Genomic DNA, 19,969 nt, shown 5'->3' with positions numbered 1-19,969 from the left:
ACGACAAGGCTCAGCCGACACGCATGCGCAAACAGAAACGCCCCGGCAAGCCGGGGCGTTCTGGGAGATCACACGGAGGTTTGAAACTTAGCGCACACCTTCCTGGCGAAGCGCTGCAGGCTGGAAGTCAGCCTTGGAGGCAGTGAACCCGAAGTCGTAGGCTCGCTTTTCCTCGTTCTTCATGCCCAGGGCCAGGTAGCGACCGGACTGCAGGTCGTAGATGGCTTCCAGGGTGTACCACGGCACCTGGACGTTGTAGTAGTCCTGGGAGTGGGCTTCGGACACGCGCCACAGCTGGTTGCGACCGTCGTACTGGTCGATCACCGCCGCTTGCCAGGTGTCTTCGTCGATGTAGAAGTCACGCTTGGCGTAGATGTGGCGCTGGCCCGGTTTCAGGGTTGCGACCACATGCCATACCCGGCGCAGTTCGTATCGGGCGAGGTCCTGGTTGATGTGCCCGGCCTTGATGATGTCGGCGTACTTGAGCTTGGGATCGTCAAGCTTGTAGCTGTTGGAGGCAATGAACAGCTCTTTCTTGCCTTCCAGCTTCCAGTCGTAACGGTCCGGCGCGCCGTTGTACATGTCCAGGTTGTCGGAGGTGCGCAGGCCGTCGGCGGCGGTACCCGGGCCGTCGTAGGACACTTGTGGCGCTGCCCGTACCCGGCGCTGGCCGGCGTTGTAGACCCACGCCTTGCGCGGCTCCTTGACCTGGTCGAGGGTCTCGTGCACCAGCAGTACGGTACCGGCCAGGCGCGCTGGCGCCGTCACCTTCTGCTTGAAGTAGAACAGCACGTTGCCCGGGTTGGCCGGATCGTAATCTTTCATCCGGTCGCGGAAGACGAACTGGTCCTGGAAGTACACCAGGCTGAACGAGCCGTTCTGCTGCGGCGTGGCCTGGGTCACCAGGCGAGTCACGCTGCCGCCACGGTAGCGGGTGATGTGGTTCCAGATCACCTCGACGCCGCTTTTCGGAATCGGGAACGGCACGGCGGTGTCGAAGTTTTCCAGACCGTTGCCGCCGCCAACCAGGTTGGTGCTGGTGGCGTTCTTCTTGATCGCCGCGAACACCGCATCCGGCACGGTAGCGCCCCGGTGGGTCGGGTACACCGGCATCTTGAAGGTGTCCGGATAGCGCTTGAACATGGCGACCTGGCCAGGGGACAGTTTGTCCTTGTACTGGTCGACGTTCTGCGCGGTGATGGTGAACTTCGGTTGTTCGCTGCCATACGGGTCGGCAAGGAAGCCCTTGCTATCGACGCTACCGGCACTTTTGGCAAGCGGCTTCCAGGCCGTGATCGAGCCGTCGGCGTTACCGGCCTTTTCAGCACCCATCGGCGTCAGGCTGGCGCCCAGCTTGGCCGCCTCGTCGGCGGAAACCGCCGCCATGACACTGGTCGCCAACAGGGACAGGCCCAGTACACCGGCTTGCAGCAGAGTCTTGGTTGTTTTCATCTTCATGGTCGTCCTGAATCCGAATTCTTAGAAGTTCACGCCGAAGCTGAGGGCGATGAAATCGCGGTCATCCACGGTGGTGTACTTGCCGTCGAAGAAGTTGGTGTACGACAGGCTGGTGGTGTAGGTGTTCTGGTACTCGGCGTCCAGGCCCAGGCTGATCGCCTTGCGCCCTTCCTCGAAGTTGCTGCCAGGGCCTGGCGAGTAGCCCGACACGTCATGGGACCAGGCCACGCTCGGCTTGAGGTTGACCCCGGCGAATACATCCGGGTAGTCCCAGATGGCGCGCGCGCGGTAGCCCCAGGAAGTACTGGTGGTGTAACCGTCGTTCTCGCAGTTGCGGCTGCGGTTGGCGTCCGAAGCGCCAGGGCCTGCGCCGTTGATGGTGCCGGTGTTGATGATCGCCGAGCAGGTATCGAGATTGCCTGCCCCTGGGGTTGCCGGCAGCGGGCCTGGGCCGTAAACCGGGTCGCGGCCGTAACGCACATCGTGGGCGCTTTCCAGGCCGCCGACATGGGTCACGCCGACTTCACCCACCACGGTCAGGCGGCTGGCGCCCATGACCTGGTCGAAGAAGTGCGTCAGGGTGGTCTGGAACTGGGTGATTTCCTTGCGCCGGTAGCCGTTCAGGTCCTGGCCCGGTACACCGTTGAGCAGCGAGGCGTTGGCCAGGGTGCCGCCAATCGGACGCACGCCGGCGTAGAGGATATCGGTGGTGTTGAGCTGCACCGGGGCGTTTGGCCGGTAGCTGATTTCACCGCTCCACGCCGTGCCGGTAGGCAGGGTGGTGGAGAAGCTCAGGCCGTACAGGCGGATGTCTTCCGGGTACTCGACAAAGTAGCTGGAGTTGCCGGCGACGATCAGCGGTGCCAACGGACGCAAGGCTGCAGGCAGCCCGGCCAGGCCGGCATAGACCCGCGGATCGGCACCGTGGGCGCTGAAGATCGGCGCACGGCTGTGGTAGTTCATAAAGTAGGCGCCGAACTCGGTGCCCAGCGGGTCGTACATGTAACGCAAGGCCACGCCGAACTGGCCGCTGTCTCGCGCATCGCGGTCAGGGCCACGGGCGACCCGCACACCTTCGCCATTGACGTCCACACCCTGGCTTGCGAGGAAGCCGCGGGCGGCCGCTGGCAACGCGTTGGCACTGTTGAGTACGCGCAGGTTATCGGTGCAGCCGTCGGCAATGATGTCCGGCTGGGAGAAGAAGGTGCCGCAGTTGTCGACGACGGTCTGGTCCCATTCGAGCTGGTAGAAGGCTTCGCCCGAGAGGTTGTCGGTCAGGCTCTGGGACACGTAGAACATGTTGACCGGAATCAGGCCTTCCTTGATTTCGGCACCCGGACGGCGGAAGGCCGCCACGTCGATCGGGTTGATCGAGTTGATACCGTTACCGATGAAGGTACTTTCACCCCAGCTGACCACCTGCTTGCCCAGGCGCACCGAGCCCGGCTGATCGGCGATCGAGTAGTTGTGGTAGACGAAGGCGTCGAGGATCTGCCCGCCGGACGACTTGGCGCCCTCTTTGCGGTTGGTGTCGCTGATGTCCTTGAACTCGCGATGCTCATCCTTGAGTTCGAAGTCGTACCAGTACTTGCCACGGACGAATACCCCGGTATCGCCGTACTTGAGTTCCAGGTCGTGGATACCCTTGAAGATTTTCGAGAAGGTCTCACCGCGCTTGAAGTTCAGGTGGCCGTCATCGGAGGTCTGCGACAACCCCTTGCCGCCGTTGTTGACGCCGATCAGGTTCTTGTTCGGGCTGGCTGTCGACCAGCTCGCCCCCACCGACAGCGACGAGTCGAACGAGCCTTCGATTTCACCGATGTTGAAACTGACGCCGAATGCAGGACCGGCGAGCGTAGAAGCGAGGCTGACGGCCAGGGGCAGTTTCGCCCGGCGCCAGAACAGATTTGCTGATGTCATCGACGCTACTCCATGTACTTTATTTTTATGGCAGTGAGTCCTTTGCAGAAACGCATCGCTCGAGCGGTGTGAGCGCACCTTTTTGCTCGAGCGAGTGGCTAGGCACATGCATGTGCGATCCCCCGTTCCTGAAAATCCCCTGAACCGACTATAGCCAGCAGGTTGAACTGCTTGATCCCTCTAAAGTGTGATTTGCATCCCAACCCCTCTGGCAGGGTCTGCATGACCGGCCACTACGCTGGCTGGGGGAAGAATGGCTTAATTTCGTCATTTGACAAGGCGCCCATGCGTCTGGCGTGCGGGTCGCGCCGCTTCAGGCGCGACCCGCCAGGCATTACAGGGTCGAGAGGAAGGTGCTGTTACTGGCTTGCCACTGGCTGATGTCCAGGCGGATGCGCTTCTTGTCGAGCTTGCCGACACTGGTCTTGGGAATTTCAGTAACAAGGGCGATCTGGCTGGGGATCGCCCACTTGTTGATGTGCCCCAGCTCCACGAACGGCTTGAGGTGTTCCTTGAGGACCTTGGCGTCGATGCTCTGGCCTTCGTGGATCACCAGCAGGGCAAACGGCCGCTCGCCCCACTGCGGGTCGGCGACACCGACCACCGCCACTTCGCGGATCGCCGGGTGGCGGCTGATCAGGTCTTCGAGCTCCAGTGACGAGATCCACTCACCGCCGGTCTTGATCACGTCCTTGATGCGGTCGCGGATATCGATCACGCCCATGCTGTCGAGGGTGGCGACGTCACCGGTGTGCAGCCAGCCGCCCTGCCAGAGTTCGGCGCCCTTCTCGGGCTCGCGGAAGTAACCCATGGTCAGCCACGGCGCGCGCAGCACCAGTTCGCCCTGGGTCTCGCCATCGGCCGCCAGGAAGTTGCCGTTGCCATCGACAATCGCGGTTTCCACCAACGGCACCGGCACCCCGGCCTTGATCCGGTAGGTGATGCATTCGTCTTCGCTGCCAGCCAGCAGCTCGTCGTTGAGGTGAGCGCAGGACACCAGCGGGCAGGTCTCGGACATACCGTAAGCGGCGGTCAGCTGAATTCCGTGGGCCTTGGCCGCCTCGTACAGGGCGCGGTTCAGGGCACTGCCGCCAATGATGATTTTCCAGCCGCCGAAGTCCTGTTGCTGGGCACCCTTGGCATTGAGCAGCATCTGCAGGATGGTCGGTACGCAATGCGAGAAGGTCACCTTTTCGTTGCGCCACAGCTCACAAAGCATCTCCGGCTCGTAGCGCCCGGGGTAGACCTGCTTGATGCCGAGCATGGTCGCCACGTAGGGAATGCCCCAGGCATGGACATGGAACATCGGCGTGATGGGCATGTACACATCATTGCTGCCGAGCAGGCGCACGCTGTCGATACTGCCGGTGACCGTCGCAGCCGCCAGAGTGTGCAGCACCAGTTGCCGGTGGGTGAAATACACCCCCTTGGGGTTACCGGTGGTACCGGTGGTGTAGAACGTGGTGGCAACCGAGTTCTCGTCGAAATCAGGGAAGTCATAGACCGGGCTGGCCGCCGCCAGCAATTGCTCGTACTCGCCGACCAGGTTCGGCAGGTCGGCGGTTTTCTGCTCGCCATCGGTCAGCAGCAGGGTTTTCTCCACCGTGGTCAGTTGCCCGGCGATGGCCTGGTAGAGGCCGACAAAGTCGCTGTTGACCAGCACGAAGCGGTCATCGGCGTGATTCATGGTGTAGAGGATCTGCTCCGGCGACAGGCGCACGTTGATGGTGTGCACCACCGCGCCAATCATCGGAATAGCGAACATGCATTCGAGGTAGCGATGGCTGTCCCAGTCCATCACCGCCACGGTGTCACCCGCCTTGACCCCCGCCTCGGTGAGCACATTGGCCAGCCGCGCGATGCGCTCGTTGAGGGTCAGGTAGCTGTAGCGCAGCTGATCGCGGTAGACGATCTCGCGGGTTTTCTCGTAACGGCTGCCGGACAGCAGCAGGCGCTTGATCAACAGCGGAAACTGGTAAGCGTCCTCGGCAGGAGGAATGACGCGAGTCTGCAACATAGGAGTCCCTTTTCTAGAGTGCACAGGCTGGGCAAGACATGCCTTACTCTAGAACGCCTCCACAGCGGCCAAATCAGCCAAAGGAATGATTTGACCGCTGCAGGGATTAGTGGCGTTTGAACATCATCGTCAGTGCATTTCGGTGAAAGCGATCTTCACCCCCAGGGCAATCAGCACCGCGCCCATGGTGCGGTCGAACCAGTGGCCCATGCGGGCAAAGCCGGCACGCACCCGCTGCTGGCTGAACAGCATGGCCACCAGGCAGAACCACAGGCCGGTGGCCACGGCCAGGTACAACCCGTAACCGGCCTGGATCGCCAGCGGCGTGTGCGGGTTGATGACCACGGTGAACAGCGACAGGAAGAACAGCGTCGCCTTGGGGTTCAGGCCATTGGTCATGAAGCCGGCGACAAAGGCCGCCCGCGGTGTGCGCTCGACCGTCGAAGCCTGCACGGCGTCGCTGCCAGGCGCGGCCGGGCGGGCGCGCAGGGCCTTGAAGCCGATGTACAGCAAGTAGGCGGCAGCCAGCCATTTCAGCGCATTGAACAGCATGATCGACTGCGACACGATCAGGCCGATACCCAGCAGCGAATAGCCGACATGCAGGAAAATCGCGGTACCGACGCCAAAGGCCGTCCAGGTACCGGCGCGCCGGCCGTGGGTAACACTCTCGCGCACCACCACGGCAAAGTCCGGGCCGGGGCTGGCTACAGCCAGCAGGTGGATCAAGGCGACAGTCAGAAATTCGGCCCAGTACATGGGGGCTCCTTGCGGCAAAAGGTCAAACGGGTGCAACACACTACGCCCTCGCAGACCTTTGAAACAATCCCTGTGGGTGCTGGCGCCTTGACTCTCCCCCTTGGGGCAGGCGTTAGCCTCAGCGCTTTGCCCCTGGAACTGCCTTCGATGAGCAAACGAATCCTGGTGATACTCGGCCACCCTTCGCGTAACAGTTTCTGCGCAGCAGTGAGCGACAGCTACATCAGCAGTGCCCGCGACAAAGGCCATGAAGTCTGCCTGCTGGAGCTCGGCGAGCTGGCCTTCGACCCGATCCTGCGCGAGGGTTATCAACAGGTACAAGCTTTGGAGCCCGACCTGCTGCACGCCCAGCAGCTGATCAGCTGGGCCGAGCACCTGGTGCTGGTCTTCCCGGTCTGGTGGGGCGGGATTCCGGCGCTGCTCAAGGGCTTTCTCGATCGCATCCTGCTGCCCGGCTTTGCCTTCAAGTACCGCAACAACTCGCCCTTCCCCGAACAGTTGCTCAAAGGCCGCAGCGCCGACCTGCTGGTGAGCATGGACACCCCGCCCTGGTACTACCGCTGGGTCTACCGCATGCCGGCGCTGCAGCAGATGCGCCGCACGACCCTGGGCTTCTGTGGAATCAGGACGCAAAAGACGTTAACGTTTGGCCCCATCATCAGCTCGAGCGCAGGCCAGCGCGATGCCTGGCTGCAGCAGGCGCGCAGGCTGGCTCACCGGCACTAACAAGGACGTTCGATGTACATCGGCAAAGCCGCGCAGCTGTCCGGGGCAACCATCAAAAGCATTCGCCATTATGAGCGCATCGGCCTGCTGCCGGCGCCCAGGCGCCAGGGCCGTTATCGCCTGTATGACCAACACAGCGTCGCCCTGCTGAGCCTGATCAAGTGCGCGCAAAAGCTCGGCTTCAGCCTCAAGGAGATGCAAGCGCTGGTGAGTGATGATCAGGCCGGCTTGCCGATCGAGCGGGTGCGCCAGGCGATTGCCGGCAAAAGCGCCCAGCTGCAGGCGCAGATCCAGGCACTGCAGCAACAACAGCAAGGCCTGCTCGAACTGCAAAGCAGCCTTGAGCACAGCCATTACGATTGCTTCGCCTACAACGCTTGAGCCCTTACTGGAGCCACCCTATGTCCACCTCCCGTCGCGCCGTGTTTCTCGACCATAGCTCCCTGGACCTCGGTGACCTGGCGCTGGATCGCCTCAAGGCCTGTTTCGATGAGCTGCAGCTCTATCCGGCCAGCGCCCCCGGGCAGGTCGCCGAACGCCTGCAGGGCGCCAGCGTGGCGATCAGTAACAAGGTCATGATCGACGCCGCCACCCTCGCCGCCTGCCCCGAGCTGAAGCTGATTCTGGTGGCCGCTACCGGCACCAACAATGTCGACCTGCAGGCCGCCCGCGCCCAGGGCGTGGTGGTCAGCAACTGCCAGGGCTACGGCACGCCGTCGGTGGCCCAGCACACCCTGGCTTTGCTGTTGGCCCTGGCCACGCGCCTGAGCGACTATCAAAAGGCCGTCGCCAACGGCCAGTGGGGCCAGGCCAAACAGTTCTGCCTGCTGGACTTCCCCATCGTCGAGCTGGAAGGCAAGACCCTCGGCCTGCTCGGCCATGGCGAGCTGGGTGGCGCCGTAGCGCGCCTGGCCGAAGCCTTCGGCATGCGCGTACTGCTTGGCCAGTTGCCCGGGCGCCCGCCCCGCGAAGACCGAATTGCGCTGGATGAGCTGCTGCCGCAGGTCGACGCGCTGACCCTGCACTGCCCGCTCAACGAGCACACCCGCAACCTGATCGGCGCCCGTCAACTGGCCCTGCTCAAGCCCGGCGCCTTTGTGATCAACACCGCCCGCGGCGGCCTGATCGACGAGCAGGCCCTGGCCGATGCCCTGCGCGCCGGCCACCTGGGCGGCGCGGCTACCGACGTGCTGAGTGTCGAACCACCGGTCAACGGCAACCCGCTGCTGGCAGCCGATATCCCGCGGCTGATCGTCACCCCGCACAGCGCCTGGGGCGCGGTCGAGTCACGCCAGCGTATCGTCGAGCAATTGAGCGAGAACGCCGAGGCGTTTTTTGCCGGCAGCCCGCGCCGCCAGGTCTAAGCCCGGCCAGGCTCTGGTAAACTGCGCCACTTTTTTCAGGAGTCGCCGTCCATGGACCCGCGCAGTGAAGTGTTGCTTCGTCAGGCCGATCTTTTCCAGGGCTCGCTGTTGCTGGCCGGTTTGCCTGCCGACGACCTGCTCGGCAAGTTGCCTGCGGCCCATGGCTGGAGCTGGCACGCCGGCGATCATGCAGCGCTCGAGGCACGCTTCGCCGGGCGCAGCCACTTCGGTGTAGAGGCACCGGCCCAGGCTTTCGACGCCGCCGTGCTGTTCTTGCCCAAGTCCCGGGACCTGGCCAACTACTTGCTCAATGCCCTGGCCTCGCGCCTGGCCGGTCGCCAGCTGTACCTGGTCGGCGAGAAACGCGGCGGCATCGAAGGCGCGGCCAAACAACTGCACGCCTTCGGCAAGCCGCGCAAACTCGACAGCGCCCGCCATTGCCAGCTGTGGCAGGTCACCGTCGAGCACGCCCCTGAAGCCAGGCCGCTGGAAAGCCTGGCCGAGCATTTCCAGCTGGAGCTGGCCGATGGCCCGCTGCATATCGTCAGCCTGCCGGGCGTATTCAGCCATGGGCGCCTGGATCGCGGCAGCGCCCTGCTGCTGGAAAACCTCGACCAGCTGCCAACCGGCCACGTGCTGGATTTTGGCTGTGGCGCGGGTGTTCTCGGGGCGGCGATCAAACGCCGTTATCCGCAAAACCGCATCACCCTGCTTGATGTCGACGCCTTTGCCGTGGCCAGCAGCCGCCTGACCCTGGCCGCCAATGGTCTGGAAGGCGAGGTGATCTGCGGCGACGGCATCGATGCCGCGCCGCGCGAGCTGGACGTGATCATCAGCAACCCGCCGTTCCACACAGGTGTTCACACCAATTACCAGGCCTCGGAAAACCTGCTGCGAAAATCAGCCGATCATCTGAAAAAAGGCGGCGAAATGCGCTTAGTGGCCAACAGCTTCCTGCGCTACCAGCCGCTGATCGAAGCGGCCCTGGGCAACTGCCGGATCCGCGACGAGGGCCAAGGCTTTCGCATCTACCAGGCAACACGCGGTTAAAAAGAGCGCTTGCCGAAACGGATTTGCCTAGGCAGAATCCGCTCCGTCCTAGGGGAGTAGTCTCCCGCGAGCACCCAGCTCGCCCGGTACGCGTCAACATACTTGGTCCACAGACCATGGCGCGTGCGACCCACGGTCCGCACAGACGGACCCAGGGTTTGACAAGACCTATGACACGAACACCTTACCCGGGGCGGGAAGGCTGTACGTGTCATAGCCGTGTCGACCCGCCCCCGTAGGAATCCTGATGCTGGAATCATTGCTCGTCCCCACCGCGATCGTGGCCCTCGCCGAAATTGGCGACAAAACCCAATTGCTCGCGCTGATCCTTGCCGCGCGCTTTCGCAAGCCCTGGCCGATCATCGCCGGTATCATTGCCGCTACCCTGGCCAACCATGCCGCGGCCGGTGCCGTCGGCGCCTGGTTCAGCACCTTCTTCTCCGCCGCCACACTGCACTGGATTCTCGCCGCAAGCTTTGCCGCCACGGCACTGTGGACGCTGATCCCGGACAAGATGGACGATGACGAAGCCAGCACCGCACGGCGCTTCGGCCCGTTCCTGACCACCCTGATCGCGTTCTTCATCGCGGAAATCGGCGACAAGACCCAGGTCGCCACGGTGATGCTGGCGGCGCAGTATCCGCACCTGATCATGGTCATTATCGGTACCACCCTGGGCATGCTGATTGCCAACGTGCCGGTGGTATTGGCGGGGAATTTTGCTGCAGAGAAACTGCCACTGACCCTGATCCGCCGCCTGGCGTCGGCTGCATTCTTCGTCCTGGCCGCGGTGGCGGTGTATTCGGCGATGCAGGTCAGTGGCTGGATCGGCTGAATACAATCGCAGGTCAAGCCCGCTCCTACAGTGGCCTGTGGGAGCGGGCATGACCTGCGATTTTTACTTGCGGGCCTGCTCGTACAACGGCATCACCTTCGGAATCGCCGCCTGCAACGAAGCCTGACGGCTGGCCGACGCCGGGTGAGTGCTCATGAACTCCGGCTGCGAGCCACCCGAGGCCTGGGCCATCTTGTCCCACAGGCTGATCGCCGCATTCGGGTTGTAGCCGGCGCGGGCGGCCAGCTCCAGGCCGATCAGGTCGGCTTCGTTCTCGTTGGCGCGGCTGTTGGGCAGGGTCATGCTGTACTGCACCACCGTGTCGGCGATCGCCATGCTGTCCTGGCCCAGGCCCAGCAGGGCACCGGCGCCCTGGCGAGCCATCTGCACGCCATAGGCCTTGGACATCGCCTCACGACCATGCTCACGCAGGGCGTGGGCGATTTCATGGCCCATGACCGCAGCGAGCTCGTCGTCGGTCAGCTTGAGTTTTTCGATCAGGCCGCTGTAGACAAAGATCTTGCCACCCGGGCCGCAGTTGGCGTTGAGCTCGTCGCTCTTGATCAGGTTGACTTCCCAGTTCCACTGCGCCGAGTCCGGGCGGAACTGCGGGGCCTGGGCAATCAGGCGGTCAGCGATCAATTGCACGCGCTTGGCGTTGTTGCTGGTCTTGTCGAGCACACCCTTGCTGGATGCCTCGCCCAGGGTTTGCTGGTAGGACTGGGCATACATCTGGTTGACCTCATCGGTCGACAGCATGCTGAACATGTATTGCTTACGCTCGACACCCACGGCGCCGCCGCTGGTGGTGTTCACCGCCTGGCAGCCAGCGAGCAGGACGCTGGCGCTCAATGCACCGATTACAAATGACTTACGCATGAAAACACTCCCTTCGAACATGCCGCGTATCCTAGGCCGACTCCGTTGAGCCCGCCATATCCCTGACGAAGAATTCTCCAGACGGTGCTCATGCTTTCGCCCGGCCGGGCCGATAACGCAAGGCAGACGCCTTTCCTTGCGCTTGGAGCCCCCCTCATGAAGTTCCGGTCGATCCAGTTTTCCGTCGCCGCCCTGGCCGGCGCCATTGTCCTGAGCATTGTCGCCGCCCTGGTGCTGTACGCCGTGTATTCCGGCGAACGTACCCAGGAGCTGGTGCAAAGCCGCACCCAGCAGCAGTTCGAGGCGGTGATCGAGCAGCGCCTGACCGCCCTGGCGCGGACCCAGGTCAGCGAGATCCAGCGCGGCCTGGAAGCACCGCTACTGATTGCCAGGGGCCTGGCTACCAGCAACGCCATGCTCGGCATGCAGGACGCCAGCGGCAATCCGCTGCTGAAGATCGAACGCCAGCAAATGATCGCCCTGCTCAAGCAGACAGCACTGACCAATCCGCTGATCCTCGGCACCTACCTGGGCTGGGAAAGCAACGCCCTGGACCACGACGACGCGCGCTTCGTCGGCACCTCGATCACCGGTATCGACAGCGCCAGCGGGCGCTTTCTGCCCTGGTGGTTCCGCAACGAAGACGGCAGCCTAGGCCTGGACAAACTGGCCGACGTCAACGACCAGACCGTCCTCGCCACCGGCGTGCGCGCCAGTGAGTACTACCTGTGCCCGCGGGAATCAAAGAAAGCCTGCGTGATCGACCCGGCACCTTACAAGGTAGGCGACAAAGTGGTGATGCTCGCCTCGTTCGTCGAGCCGATCATGATCGACGGCACGTTCCAGGGCATTGCCGGCGCCGACCTGTCGGTGAACTTCATCCAGGAACTGCTCAATACCGCCGACCGCCAGCTCTATGACGGTGCCGGCGAGCTGGCACTGGTGTCCGGCAACGGCCGCCTGGTGGCCTTTACCAAAGACCCGGGCAAATTCGGCGAGAAAGCCAGCGACGTCCTCGACGCCAATGCCGCCGCCACCCTGGCGCAACTGAGCGGCGAGAACCTGCACTACGAAGTCGACCAGGGCGCAGGCCGCATCGAGCTGTACTTGCCGTTCAAGATCGCCAATACCGACGCGCGCTGGACCCTGCTGCTGGAACTGCCGATCAGCGCGGTGATGGCCGATGTGCAGAAGTTGCAAAGCGACCTCAGCGACCAGCGCCGCACCGACATCACCGGCATGACCGTGGTCGGCCTGGGCATCGCCGCCCTTGGCCTGCTGGTGATCTGGCTGCTGGCCCACGGCATTGCCCGGCCACTGCGGCAGATGGTGGCGATGCTCGATGACATCGCCCAGGGCGAAGGCGACCTGACCCGCCGCCTGAGCAGCGACCGCGCCGACGAACTGGGCTCGATCGCCAAGGGCTTCAACACCTTCTTGAGCAAGCTGCAGGCGATGATCAGCCAGGTGGTGGCCTCGGTGCAGAAGGTCAGCGACTCCTCCGAGCACACCGCCGACATCGCCATTCGCACCAACCAAGGCGTACACAAACAAATGGCCGAGATCGATCTGGTGGCCACCGCCGTGCACGAAATGACCGCTACCGCCCAGGACGTCGCGCGCAACGCCACCCATGCTGCCCAGGCCGCCAGCAATGCCGACCAGGCCGCACACCAGGGCCTGGCGATCGTGCGCGATACTTCCAGTTCGATCAGCGCCCTGGCCGAGGAAATCGGCCGAGCGGTGGGTGTGGTGCAGAACCTGGCGCGCGACAGCGAAAACATCAACGCCATCCTCACCGCCATCCGCGCGATTGCCGAGCAGACCAACCTGCTGGCGCTTAACGCCGCCATCGAGGCCGCTCGCGCCGGTGAGCAGGGCCGTGGTTTTGCCGTGGTGGCTGATGAAGTGCGCAACCTGGCGCAGAAAACCCAGCAGGCCACCGAAGAAATCCAGCAGATGATCCAGCAACTGCAGCAAGGTACCCGCGATGTGGTGCGGGTCATGGAAGACAGCCAGGGCAAGACCGACGACAGCGTGCAGCAAGCCGCGCGCGCTGCCCAGGCGCTGGAAAGCATTACCCAGGCAGTGTCGGTGATCAATGACATGAACACGCAGATTGCCAGTGCTGCCGAAGAGCAGAGCGCGGTGGCCGAAGACATCAACCGTAACGTGATCAATATTGGCCAGGTGGCCAACGAGGTGGCTGGCGGGGCGGATGAGTCGAGTACCGCCAGCGCCGAGCTGACCAAGCTGGCCGAGCAACAGCGGCGCTTGATCAATCAGTTCAGGGTGTAAAGCCAGCCCCCACAGAGCAAAGGGTCAACTGTGGGAGCGGGCTTGACCCGCGATGCTTTTAAGCCGGGGTCAGACACTCCGGCCCATTGAGCTTGGGATCATTGACCATATTGGCCAGCACCCGCTCACGCAGCGGCGCCTGGCCGCCCGCCAGCAGCTCGTACAAGCGCGCCGGCGGGGTTTCGGGATCGAGCCAGGCAGCCTGCCCGGCCTCATCGAGAATCAGCGGCCGGCGCTGGTTCAGCGCCGCCTGGGTTACCACCGCGGTACTCAGCCAGACCTGATCCTGCACCGGATATGCCTCCCAGATCGCTGCAAAAAACAACGACGAGCCCTCCCCCGGCGTCAGCCAGTACGGCCGCTTGCGCTGGGTGCCGCGCCATTCGTAAAAGCCGTTGGCCGGTAGCAGACAGCGACGCAGGCGAAACGCCTCACGGAACATCGGCTGTTCGGCCAGGGTTTCGGCGCGGGCGTGGGCCGGGGTGCGCGACAAGTCGGTGAGCCAGGCCGGGGTCAGCCCCCAGCGCGCCCGCGCCAGCTCCAGCTGGCCACCCTCGAGGCGGCGCTGGATCAGCACCGAGGCGCCGGGGGAGATATTCCATTGCGCCTGCTGGTCACTGGGAAATCCCGGCAGGGCAGCAAAGGCGGGAGACCAGCGAAACAGCGCATAACGTCCACACATGAGGGCAAAAACCTAGCAAATCAGGGTTCCGGGGATGATCTCCGGTTCGTCGCCGGCAAGTGGCTGGGCGCTATTGTACGCGGCGATCAGCTCGCGTGCGCAGGCAGCCTGCTCATCGGCCACCGCCAAACCGAGCAAACCGTGCATCGGCAGGTCGCCCATGGCGCCCATCAGGTCGCGGCCGACCAGATGCACTGTGATGCCTTCGCTGGCGAGCATGCCGATAAGCATTTGTGCTTCGAGCAGGCTTTCAGGGTCGTAGATTCGCTGCATCAGTCATTCTCACCATAAACGTCCAGCATCCATTCCTCGCCATGCACCTGCAGCACGAAACGGATCGGCTTGCAGCACACCTGACAGTCTTCGATGTACTCCTGATCACCGCCCGACAGGTCCACTGTCGTCTCGACTTCTTCACCACAATAAGGACAATCGTAAAGCGCTGTCTCCAGCATCGCGGCCTCCCGAGTGACTTGTGCGTATAATTGCCGGTCTATTTACAGGCCCTGAGTGTGTCTGAGCCGTTTTTCAGACCCCGGCCCTACCTATTACCCTAGCCGTTTCCAACAAGAGAGCATGATGGGCGAATTCGATGCCATCCGACCGTACGACGACGCTGAAGTCCCTGCCGTTCTGGCACGGCTGCTCAGCGACCCGGCATTCCTCGATATCCTCACCCACTTCCGCTTCCCGCGCATGGCCGGGGCCTTCGGCTGGCTGCTCAAGCCGCTGATCGCCCGGCGCCTGCGCAAAGAGTTTGCCGGGGTCACCTGCGTTTCGACCCTGCAGGACAAAGTCGAGTACTACGTCGACCATACCATCGAGCGGGCAACCGACGGCGTGACCTACACCGGCGTCGAGCAGCTCAAGGCCGGTACCGCCTACCTGTTCCTGGCCAACCACCGCGACATCGTCATGGACCCGGCCTTCGTCAACTATGCCGTGTACCACGCCGGCCTGCCGACCCCGCGCATCGCCATCGGCGACAACCTGCTGCAAAAACCGTTCGTCAGCGACATGATGCGCCTGAACAAGAGCTTCATCGTGCACCGCTCGATCACCGGCCGGCGGGAAAAGCTCGCGGCTTACCAGCTGCTGTCGGCCTACATCAACCATTCGATCCGTAACGACGGCCAGTCGATCTGGATCGCCCAGGCCGAAGGCCGGGCCAAGGATGGTGATGACCGTACCGATTCGGCAATCCTGAAAATGTTCCACATGAGCCGCAAGGACGAGCCGTTTGGCGCCGTGATCCAGTCGCTGAACCTGAGCCCGGTGTCGATCAGCTACGAGTACGACCCCTGCGACCAGGCCAAGGCCCGCGAGCTGTATATCCGCGCCACCACCGGCACCTACAGCAAGGCGCCGGGTGAAGACGACATCAGCATCGCCCAGGGCATCACCGGCTACAAAGGCCGCGTGCACATCAACTTCGCCCCGCCGGTGACGGAGTTCGTCGAGGACACCAAGCAACTGGCAGCAGAGATTGACCGGCAGATTCTGGCCGGCTACCGGTTGTTCCCGGTGCATTACCTGGCCTATGCGCAGTGGGCCGATGCCGACCCGGCGCTGGAGGTGCCAGCAGCGGCCAAGGTGTTTGCAGCCGATGAACTGGCCCGCGCCCAGGCCGAATGGCAGCGCCGCCTGGACGCCTGCCCGGCCGAACAGCGGCCGTACCTGGTGCAGCAGTATGCGATGCCGGTACGCAATCAGTACCGGGTCAAGGCAGGGTTGACGTTGTAAATTTATCGCGGGTCAAGCCCGCTCCCACAATTAACTTGGGAGCAGGCTTCACACCCAGGTGCTGAACCAGGACAACAGCAAGGCCAGCGCCAGGAAGGCAAAGCCAAGAATGTAGTAGAAGCGGTTGATGCGCAGGCTCATGCCATCGATCACCGCTTCATCACCAGCCAGGCCCGCCAGGGTTTGCGCCGCGCGGCGGCGGGCACTGTGCAGCAGCAGGCCGCCCGGGCAGGTCAGCAGCAGGGCCAGCAGATTGATCAGCTTGGCCGGATGGGCGGCGAACAGCCCCCAGATCACTTGCAACGACATCGCAAAACCTCAAAGAGTACATCGATACTTTCGACACGGCGGGCATTCTACCCAAGCGCCGAGCCCTTGCCTGTGCTTTGCGACAAATGACGATTAATTCCCGGCGTCACACGCTCGTCATCAAGACACGCCACTCTGTTGGCCGTCGCCACTTACCGGAGCTTGTCATGCTGCACGCCGAAAACCAGGACCGCCTCTACCTGATCGCCCAGAGCGATGAGCAGCAGGCGTTGATCGACGGCCTGGCGTTCAACGTCCAGGACCGCCAATGGCTGGTGTACTGCGCCCTGGGCGGGCATGCCCATGAAGACCTGCCCGAGGTCGACGGCCCTACCGGCATCAGCGTGCTGGACTTCTACGTCGAAGCCGCCTGAACCTGCAAAAACACAAAAGCCCGATGCCTGCCATGCAGACATCGGGCTTTTTGCTGGTGAGGCTTATTCGCCGAGGATCTGGCCGATGGCCTGGTCCTTGAACAGGCGGGTCAGCGCATCGCTGAGCACATCACCCACCAGCTTGGTGTTGGTTTCCTGGTTCGGCGCCATGCCGAAGCGCTGGTCCAGCGACGCGCCGTAGCGGCCGCTGTAGCGACGGTTGGCGTTGGCCACGTCAGCCTTGAAGGTTGCGCCGATGGTGGCTTCGGTCACGTACATGCCTTCTTTGGGCGACTGGTACTTGAGTTCAGCCAGGGTCACGGTCAGCTGCGGCGCGTTGTAGGCGTTCGGCGTCGGGGTAAAGCCCAGCAGGCGCACAGCTGCTTCGGCCTGGGCCTGCAGTTTTGGCAGGATGTCGTTGCCGGTCACGGTGATGGCGCTGGTTTCAGGGTACAGGCCGCCACGGGTGCCGAGGGTTTGCGAAGCGCGGCCATCGACCACCTTGACCACCACTGGCTGGCCATGACCGACCGGCGCCAGCTGGGCGTTGAGTTTCGGTTGCGGGCTGAGTTGTTGCGGGCTGTGGGCACAACCGGCCAGGGTCAGACTGGTCACCGCGATCAAACCGAACAACAAACGTTGCAACATGCTCATCTCTCCAGAATAGGCAGCAAAGGCCGCCAGTATAACCAGCACGGGGCAGCCCAGCTATCGGCGTGCCATTAGTGAATAAGACAGGCATCCCCGGGCCCGGTTCGCTGTCACAATCGTTTCATCACTGCCCGGTTATCCTAGGCTCAGTTCTTCACAGGGATACCCGCCATGTCCTCGCTCCTGGCCCTGCTGTTCAAACGCAACCCGCAACGCTGCTTCGCCCGCCTCGACGCCCACGGCCTTTGCCAGGCCTTCAAGCAGTGCGCGCAGGCCCCGGCGACCAGTGGCTGGGTGGAAATCAATGAAATTCGCCTGGCCTGGCTCAACCGTCCGCTGCCCGCCAGCGCCCGTGTTTCAAAGCGTGTCAGTGGAAACTGGCTGCAACGCAGCCTCGCCGCCTGAGTTTTGCCTCAATAAAAGTCGCTAATAAAGAGCTTTTCTGCCCGCGACATCGCTATAATCTCCCCCCGATTATAAGGACGTCTCCTGATCGGGCCTCGCAGTACCGCCAATGCCCAGCATTGCGCATCCCCCGCACCGCCCACAGAGAGCCTTCCACACAGGTCTTGCACCAGCCAGTGTGCCTGCGTCATTCGGCCATCTGCTCTGCCTGAACCTGCCGGGTCTGCCATCGCGCAGCCCATTTTGAGGTTCACGTCTCAAAAGGGCGTGAAAAAACGGGTTTTCACAACTTCACGAGAGTGTGGCGAGCAATGAACAGTCTGGCATGTGCAAAAGCACCTAAAGTGTCCCGAACAGCCCTGAACAGCTGGCAACAGCGCTCATTTGCAATGGGTGCCTGAAACCGGTCCATAACGCACGACGGATACCTTGACCATAAGTCGAATTGCCGCACCGGCTGTAAAATGCGTTCATAGGCAACGCAAAGCCCGGTTGGTGGTGTCCGCTGAAGTTGCAAAAACTGCGAATAATCGGACATGGCGATCCTGGCAAGCCAGGGATCCTATGCTGTCAATTTGGTGCTGAAGATTTTGGAGACGCGTTAATGGCGCAGAACGAAGCAGTCGATGTAGTACTGGTAGGGGCAGGCATCATGAGTGCCACCCTGGCCGTACTGCTCAAGGAACTCGACCCGGCGATCAAGCTGGAAGTCGTCGAGTTGATGGATTCGGGTGCCGCGGAAAGTTCCAACCCGTGGAACAACGCCGGGACCGGCCATGCCGGGCTGTGTGAACTGAACTACACGCCACAGGCCGCCGACGGCAGCATCGATATCAAGAAAGCGGTGCATATCAATACCCAGTTCGAGGTGTCCCGGCAGTTCTGGGCCTACCTGAGCAAAAAGGGTGCGTTCAGCTCGCCGCGGGCGTTCATCAACCCCGTGCCGCACCTGAGCTACGTCGAGGGCGAGAAGGGCATCAGCTTCCTCAAGAAGCGTTTCGAGATGCTCAAGCAGCACCACGCCTTCAGCGAAATGGAGTACACCGAAGACAAGGCGGTGATGAACGAGTGGATGCCGCTGATGATGCCGGGTCGCCCTGCCGACCAGCAGATCGCCGCCACCCGCGTCATGAAAGGCACCGACGTCAACTTCGGCGCGCTGACCAACAAGCTGCTCAAGCACCTGGCCAACGCCCCCGAAGCACAGGTCAAGTACTGCAAGAAAGTCACCGGCCTGCGCCGTAACGGCAGCGGCTGGACCGTCAGCATCAAGGACGTCAACAGCGGCAGCAGCCGTGAAGTCGATGCCCGCTTCGTGTTCCTCGGCGCCGGTGGCGCGGCCCTGCCGCTGCTGCAACTGTCGGGTATCGAAGAGAGCAAGGGCTTTGGCGGCTTCCCGGTCAGCGGCCAGTGGCTGCGTTGCGACAACCCGGAAGTGGTCAAGCGCCACCAGGCCAAGGTCTACAGCCAGGCCGCGGTAGGTTCGCCACCGATGTCGGTGCCGCACCTGGATACCCGCGTGGTCGACGGCAAGACCTCGCTGCTGTTCGGCCCGTACGCAGGCTTCACCACCAAGTTCCTCAAGCACGGCTCGTTCCTCGACCTGCCGCTGTCGGTACGCATGGGCAACATCGGCCCGATGCTGGCCGTGGCCCGCGACAACATGGACCTGACCAAGTACCTGGTCAGCGAAGTGATGCAGTCGATGGAGCAGCGCCTGGATTCACTGCGCCGCTTCTACCCCGAGGCCAAGGCCGAGGACTGGCGCCTGGAAGTGGCTGGCCAGCGCGTGCAGATCATCAAGAAAGACCCGAAAAAAGGCGGCATCCTGCAGTTCGGTACCGAACTGGTTGCAGCCAAGGACGGCTCCCTGGCCGCCCTGCTCGGTGCTTCCCCTGGTGCTTCGGTAACCGTGTCGATCATGCTGGATCTGATCGAGCGCTGCTTCCCCGAGCAAGCCAAGGGCGCCTGGGCGGCCAAGCTCAAGGAAATTTTCCCGGCCCGGGAAAAGGTCCTGGCCACCGACGCTGCCCTGTACCACAAGATCAGTGCGTACAACGACGAGGCCCTGGGCCTGGTCGAAAGCAGCCCGGCGCAGAGCTACGCATAATCTGCCGGCATAAAAAAACGCCCTTCGGGGCGTTTTTTTATGGGCGCTGGTATCAGCCGCGAGCCTTGTCGATGATCTCGGTGTACTCGGGCGCATTGCGCTGATCCGCGATGGCTTCGACGAAGGTCTTACCGTGCTCGTCCTTGCCGTCCAGGTCATAACCAGCCTCGACGAAGAAGCCGACATAGCGCTCGAAGTCATCGACGCGCAGGCCGCGGTAGCCCTTGATCAGCTTGTGATGCGAAGGCGAAGTTACGCCATCGGCCGGCTCGTATTGCAGGAACGACTTGATGTAGTCGTCACTGATCTCATCACCAATCACTTGCTTCTTGTCTTTACGCATTGCCGACTCCAACTGAACCATCACGGACATTTTCACGGGCCGGCAG

At 62.8% G+C, this 19,969-nt stretch carries 21 protein-coding genes, 1 pseudogene and 1 riboswitch; of the genes and pseudogenes, 11 read left to right on the top strand and 11 right to left on the bottom strand.

Annotation, left to right across the window (positions count from 1 at the left end):
- Window positions 1–87 precede the first annotated feature (87 nt).
- The 4 genes from LOY54_RS03940 to LOY54_RS03925 form a co-directional block, all read right to left on the bottom strand.
- On the bottom strand, window positions 88–1,452 hold the full coding sequence (locus LOY54_RS03940) for a DUF1329 domain-containing protein (RefSeq protein WP_093388214.1): 1,365 nt from the start codon (window positions 1,450–1,452) through the stop codon (window positions 88–90).
- 27 nt (window positions 1,453–1,479) lie between these two features.
- A complete protein-coding gene (locus tag LOY54_RS03935; RefSeq protein ID WP_045196041.1) occupies window positions 1,480–3,378 on the bottom strand; it encodes a DUF1302 domain-containing protein in 1,899 nt (632 codons plus the stop codon).
- Between the two features lie 334 nt (window positions 3,379–3,712).
- Window positions 3,713–5,395, bottom strand: coding sequence for a fatty acid--CoA ligase (locus LOY54_RS03930; RefSeq protein ID WP_045196039.1), 1,683 nt, complete (start codon window positions 5,393–5,395; stop codon window positions 3,713–3,715).
- A 129-nt stretch (window positions 5,396–5,524) separates the two neighbouring features.
- Complete coding sequence (locus LOY54_RS03925; RefSeq protein ID WP_045196037.1) at window positions 5,525–6,154, bottom strand: LysE family translocator; 630 nt, start codon at window positions 6,152–6,154, stop codon at window positions 5,525–5,527.
- A 147-nt stretch (window positions 6,155–6,301) separates the two neighbouring features.
- Between LOY54_RS03925 and LOY54_RS03920 the strand changes: the two genes are divergently transcribed.
- The 5 genes from LOY54_RS03920 to LOY54_RS03900 all read left to right on the top strand — a co-directional run bounded on the left by LOY54_RS03920 (window position 6,302) and on the right by LOY54_RS03900 (window position 10,129).
- A complete protein-coding gene (locus LOY54_RS03920; RefSeq protein WP_258609361.1) occupies window positions 6,302–6,880 on the top strand; it encodes an NAD(P)H-dependent oxidoreductase in 579 nt (192 codons plus the stop codon).
- A gap of 12 nt (window positions 6,881–6,892) precedes the next feature.
- Window positions 6,893–7,261, top strand: coding sequence for a MerR family transcriptional regulator (locus LOY54_RS03915; RefSeq protein ID WP_045196033.1), 369 nt, complete (start codon window positions 6,893–6,895; stop codon window positions 7,259–7,261).
- A 20-nt stretch (window positions 7,262–7,281) separates the two neighbouring features.
- Window positions 7,282–8,244: a 2-hydroxyacid dehydrogenase gene (locus LOY54_RS03910; RefSeq protein ID WP_258609359.1), complete on the top strand. Its 963-nt coding sequence runs from the start codon at window positions 7,282–7,284 to the stop codon at window positions 8,242–8,244.
- Window positions 8,245–8,295: 51 nt separating this feature from the next.
- Window positions 8,296–9,294 (top strand): class I SAM-dependent methyltransferase, encoded by a 999-nt coding sequence (locus LOY54_RS03905; RefSeq protein WP_258609357.1) that lies wholly within the window; start codon window positions 8,296–8,298, stop codon window positions 9,292–9,294.
- Window positions 9,295–9,333: 39 nt separating this feature from the next.
- A riboswitch (yybP-ykoY riboswitch) is annotated at window positions 9,334–9,453 on the top strand.
- 88 nt (window positions 9,454–9,541) lie between these two features.
- Window positions 9,542–10,129: a TMEM165/GDT1 family protein gene (locus LOY54_RS03900; RefSeq protein ID WP_045196027.1), complete on the top strand. Its 588-nt coding sequence runs from the start codon at window positions 9,542–9,544 to the stop codon at window positions 10,127–10,129.
- Window positions 10,130–10,192: 63 nt separating this feature from the next.
- On the opposite strand, the gene LOY54_RS03895 is transcribed toward LOY54_RS03900, so the two are convergent.
- Complete coding sequence (locus tag LOY54_RS03895) at window positions 10,193–11,008, bottom strand: M48 family metallopeptidase (protein WP_045196578.1); 816 nt, start codon at window positions 11,006–11,008, stop codon at window positions 10,193–10,195.
- A gap of 90 nt (window positions 11,009–11,098) precedes the next feature.
- On the opposite strand from LOY54_RS03895, the pseudogene LOY54_RS27545 reads away from it, so the two are divergent.
- Together LOY54_RS27545 and LOY54_RS27540 are read left to right on the top strand one after the other, a co-directional pair.
- Window positions 11,099–12,451 (top strand): annotated as a pseudogene (locus LOY54_RS27545) (HAMP domain-containing protein); the annotation flags it as partial.
- 12 nt (window positions 12,452–12,463) lie between these two features.
- Window positions 12,464–13,306: a methyl-accepting chemotaxis protein gene (locus LOY54_RS27540; RefSeq protein WP_371128693.1), complete on the top strand. Its 843-nt coding sequence runs from the start codon at window positions 12,464–12,466 to the stop codon at window positions 13,304–13,306.
- A gap of 58 nt (window positions 13,307–13,364) precedes the next feature.
- On the opposite strand, the gene LOY54_RS03885 is transcribed toward LOY54_RS27540, so the two are convergent.
- Genes LOY54_RS03885 through LOY54_RS03875 form a run of 3 tightly spaced genes read right to left on the bottom strand, consistent with a single transcriptional unit; the run spans window position 13,365 to window position 14,443 of the window.
- Window positions 13,365–13,988, bottom strand: coding sequence for an SOS response-associated peptidase (locus LOY54_RS03885; RefSeq protein WP_045196024.1), 624 nt, complete (start codon window positions 13,986–13,988; stop codon window positions 13,365–13,367).
- Window positions 13,989–14,000: 12 nt separating this feature from the next.
- Window positions 14,001–14,261 carry a DUF2007 domain-containing protein gene (locus LOY54_RS03880; RefSeq protein ID WP_258609354.1) on the bottom strand — a complete coding sequence of 87 codons (261 nt, stop codon included), beginning with the start codon at window positions 14,259–14,261 and terminating at the stop codon, window positions 14,001–14,003.
- The gene (locus tag LOY54_RS03875) at window positions 14,261–14,443 is read right to left on the bottom strand and encodes a CPXCG motif-containing cysteine-rich protein (protein WP_045196022.1); all 183 of its coding nucleotides are present in this window, start codon (window positions 14,441–14,443) and stop codon (window positions 14,261–14,263) included. The genes LOY54_RS03880 and LOY54_RS03875 overlap by 1 nt, the downstream gene beginning before the upstream one ends.
- A 124-nt stretch (window positions 14,444–14,567) precedes the next feature.
- On the opposite strand from LOY54_RS03875, the gene LOY54_RS03870 reads away from it, so the two are divergent.
- Entirely contained in the window at window positions 14,568–15,731 is a 1,164-nt protein-coding gene (locus LOY54_RS03870) for a 1-acyl-sn-glycerol-3-phosphate acyltransferase (RefSeq protein ID WP_258609352.1), read from the top strand.
- Between the two features lie 48 nt (window positions 15,732–15,779).
- On the opposite strand, the gene LOY54_RS03865 is transcribed toward LOY54_RS03870, so the two are convergent.
- Window positions 15,780–16,040, bottom strand: a complete 261-nt coding sequence (locus LOY54_RS03865; protein WP_045196018.1) for a hypothetical protein — start codon at window positions 16,038–16,040, stop codon at window positions 15,780–15,782.
- A gap of 167 nt (window positions 16,041–16,207) precedes the next feature.
- Between LOY54_RS03865 and LOY54_RS03860 the strand changes: the two genes are divergently transcribed.
- On the top strand, window positions 16,208–16,414 hold the full coding sequence (locus tag LOY54_RS03860; protein WP_045196016.1) for a hypothetical protein: 207 nt from the start codon (window positions 16,208–16,210) through the stop codon (window positions 16,412–16,414).
- Between the two features lie 63 nt (window positions 16,415–16,477).
- On the opposite strand, the gene LOY54_RS03855 is transcribed toward LOY54_RS03860, so the two are convergent.
- Window positions 16,478–17,062 (bottom strand): YajG family lipoprotein, encoded by a 585-nt coding sequence (locus LOY54_RS03855; protein ID WP_038997150.1) that lies wholly within the window; start codon window positions 17,060–17,062, stop codon window positions 16,478–16,480.
- 174 nt (window positions 17,063–17,236) lie between these two features.
- Between LOY54_RS03855 and LOY54_RS03850 the strand changes: the two genes are divergently transcribed.
- The gene (locus LOY54_RS03850) at window positions 17,237–17,470 is read left to right on the top strand and encodes a hypothetical protein (RefSeq protein ID WP_258609350.1); all 234 of its coding nucleotides are present in this window, start codon (window positions 17,237–17,239) and stop codon (window positions 17,468–17,470) included.
- A gap of 604 nt (window positions 17,471–18,074) precedes the next feature.
- Entirely contained in the window at window positions 18,075–19,580 is a 1,506-nt protein-coding gene (gene mqo / locus LOY54_RS03845; RefSeq protein ID WP_045196012.1) for a malate dehydrogenase (quinone), read from the top strand.
- 52 nt (window positions 19,581–19,632) lie between these two features.
- Here the strand turns inward: mqo and LOY54_RS03840 are convergent, their stop codons facing one another.
- Window positions 19,633–19,923, bottom strand: coding sequence for a PA4642 family protein (locus LOY54_RS03840; RefSeq protein ID WP_045196010.1), 291 nt, complete (start codon window positions 19,921–19,923; stop codon window positions 19,633–19,635).
- Between the last annotated feature and the right edge of the window lie 46 nt (window positions 19,924–19,969).

Origin of the sequence: Pseudomonas sp. B21-032, assembly GCF_024748965.1 — a bacterium.
Taxonomy (GTDB): domain Bacteria; phylum Pseudomonadota; class Gammaproteobacteria; order Pseudomonadales; family Pseudomonadaceae; genus Aquipseudomonas.
This window is presented reverse-complemented; position numbering and strand designations above follow the sequence as displayed.

Bases quoted from the DNA above. Each gene is read 5' to 3' on its own strand.
- LOY54_RS03905 (WP_258609357.1), top strand. From the start codon at position 8,296: ATGGACCCGCGCAGTGAAGTGTTGCTTCGTCAGGCCGATCTTTTCCAG.
- LOY54_RS03880 (WP_258609354.1), bottom strand. From the start codon at position 14,261: ATGCAGCGAATCTACGACCCTGAAAGCCTGCTCGAAGCACAAATGCTT.
- LOY54_RS03865 (WP_045196018.1), bottom strand. From the start codon at position 16,040: ATGTCGTTGCAAGTGATCTGGGGGCTGTTCGCCGCCCATCCGGCCAAG.
- LOY54_RS03875 (WP_045196022.1), bottom strand. From the start codon at position 14,443: ATGCTGGAGACAGCGCTTTACGATTGTCCTTATTGTGGTGAAGAAGTC.
- LOY54_RS03885 (WP_045196024.1), bottom strand. From the start codon at position 13,988: ATGTGTGGACGTTATGCGCTGTTTCGCTGGTCTCCCGCCTTTGCTGCC.
- LOY54_RS03855 (WP_038997150.1), bottom strand. From the start codon at position 17,062: ATGTTGCAACGTTTGTTGTTCGGTTTGATCGCGGTGACCAGTCTGACC.
- LOY54_RS03940 (WP_093388214.1), bottom strand. From the start codon at position 1,452: ATGAAAACAACCAAGACTCTGCTGCAAGCCGGTGTACTGGGCCTGTCC.
- LOY54_RS27540 (WP_371128693.1), top strand. From the start codon at position 12,464: ATGATCAGCCAGGTGGTGGCCTCGGTGCAGAAGGTCAGCGACTCCTCC.
- LOY54_RS03900 (WP_045196027.1), top strand. From the start codon at position 9,542: ATGCTGGAATCATTGCTCGTCCCCACCGCGATCGTGGCCCTCGCCGAA.
- LOY54_RS03930 (WP_045196039.1), bottom strand. From the start codon at position 5,395: ATGTTGCAGACTCGCGTCATTCCTCCTGCCGAGGACGCTTACCAGTTT.
- LOY54_RS03915 (WP_045196033.1), top strand. From the start codon at position 6,893: ATGTACATCGGCAAAGCCGCGCAGCTGTCCGGGGCAACCATCAAAAGC.
- LOY54_RS03840 (WP_045196010.1), bottom strand. From the start codon at position 19,923: ATGCGTAAAGACAAGAAGCAAGTGATTGGTGATGAGATCAGTGACGAC.
- LOY54_RS03925 (WP_045196037.1), bottom strand. From the start codon at position 6,154: ATGTACTGGGCCGAATTTCTGACTGTCGCCTTGATCCACCTGCTGGCT.
- LOY54_RS03895 (WP_045196578.1), bottom strand. From the start codon at position 11,008: ATGCGTAAGTCATTTGTAATCGGTGCATTGAGCGCCAGCGTCCTGCTC.
- LOY54_RS03850 (WP_258609350.1), top strand. From the start codon at position 17,237: ATGTCCTCGCTCCTGGCCCTGCTGTTCAAACGCAACCCGCAACGCTGC.
- LOY54_RS03935 (WP_045196041.1), bottom strand. From the start codon at position 3,378: ATGACATCAGCAAATCTGTTCTGGCGCCGGGCGAAACTGCCCCTGGCC.
- LOY54_RS03860 (WP_045196016.1), top strand. From the start codon at position 16,208: ATGCTGCACGCCGAAAACCAGGACCGCCTCTACCTGATCGCCCAGAGC.
- LOY54_RS03910 (WP_258609359.1), top strand. From the start codon at position 7,282: ATGTCCACCTCCCGTCGCGCCGTGTTTCTCGACCATAGCTCCCTGGAC.
- LOY54_RS03870 (WP_258609352.1), top strand. From the start codon at position 14,568: ATGGGCGAATTCGATGCCATCCGACCGTACGACGACGCTGAAGTCCCT.
- LOY54_RS03920 (WP_258609361.1), top strand. From the start codon at position 6,302: ATGAGCAAACGAATCCTGGTGATACTCGGCCACCCTTCGCGTAACAGT.
- mqo (WP_045196012.1), top strand. From the start codon at position 18,075: ATGGCGCAGAACGAAGCAGTCGATGTAGTACTGGTAGGGGCAGGCATC.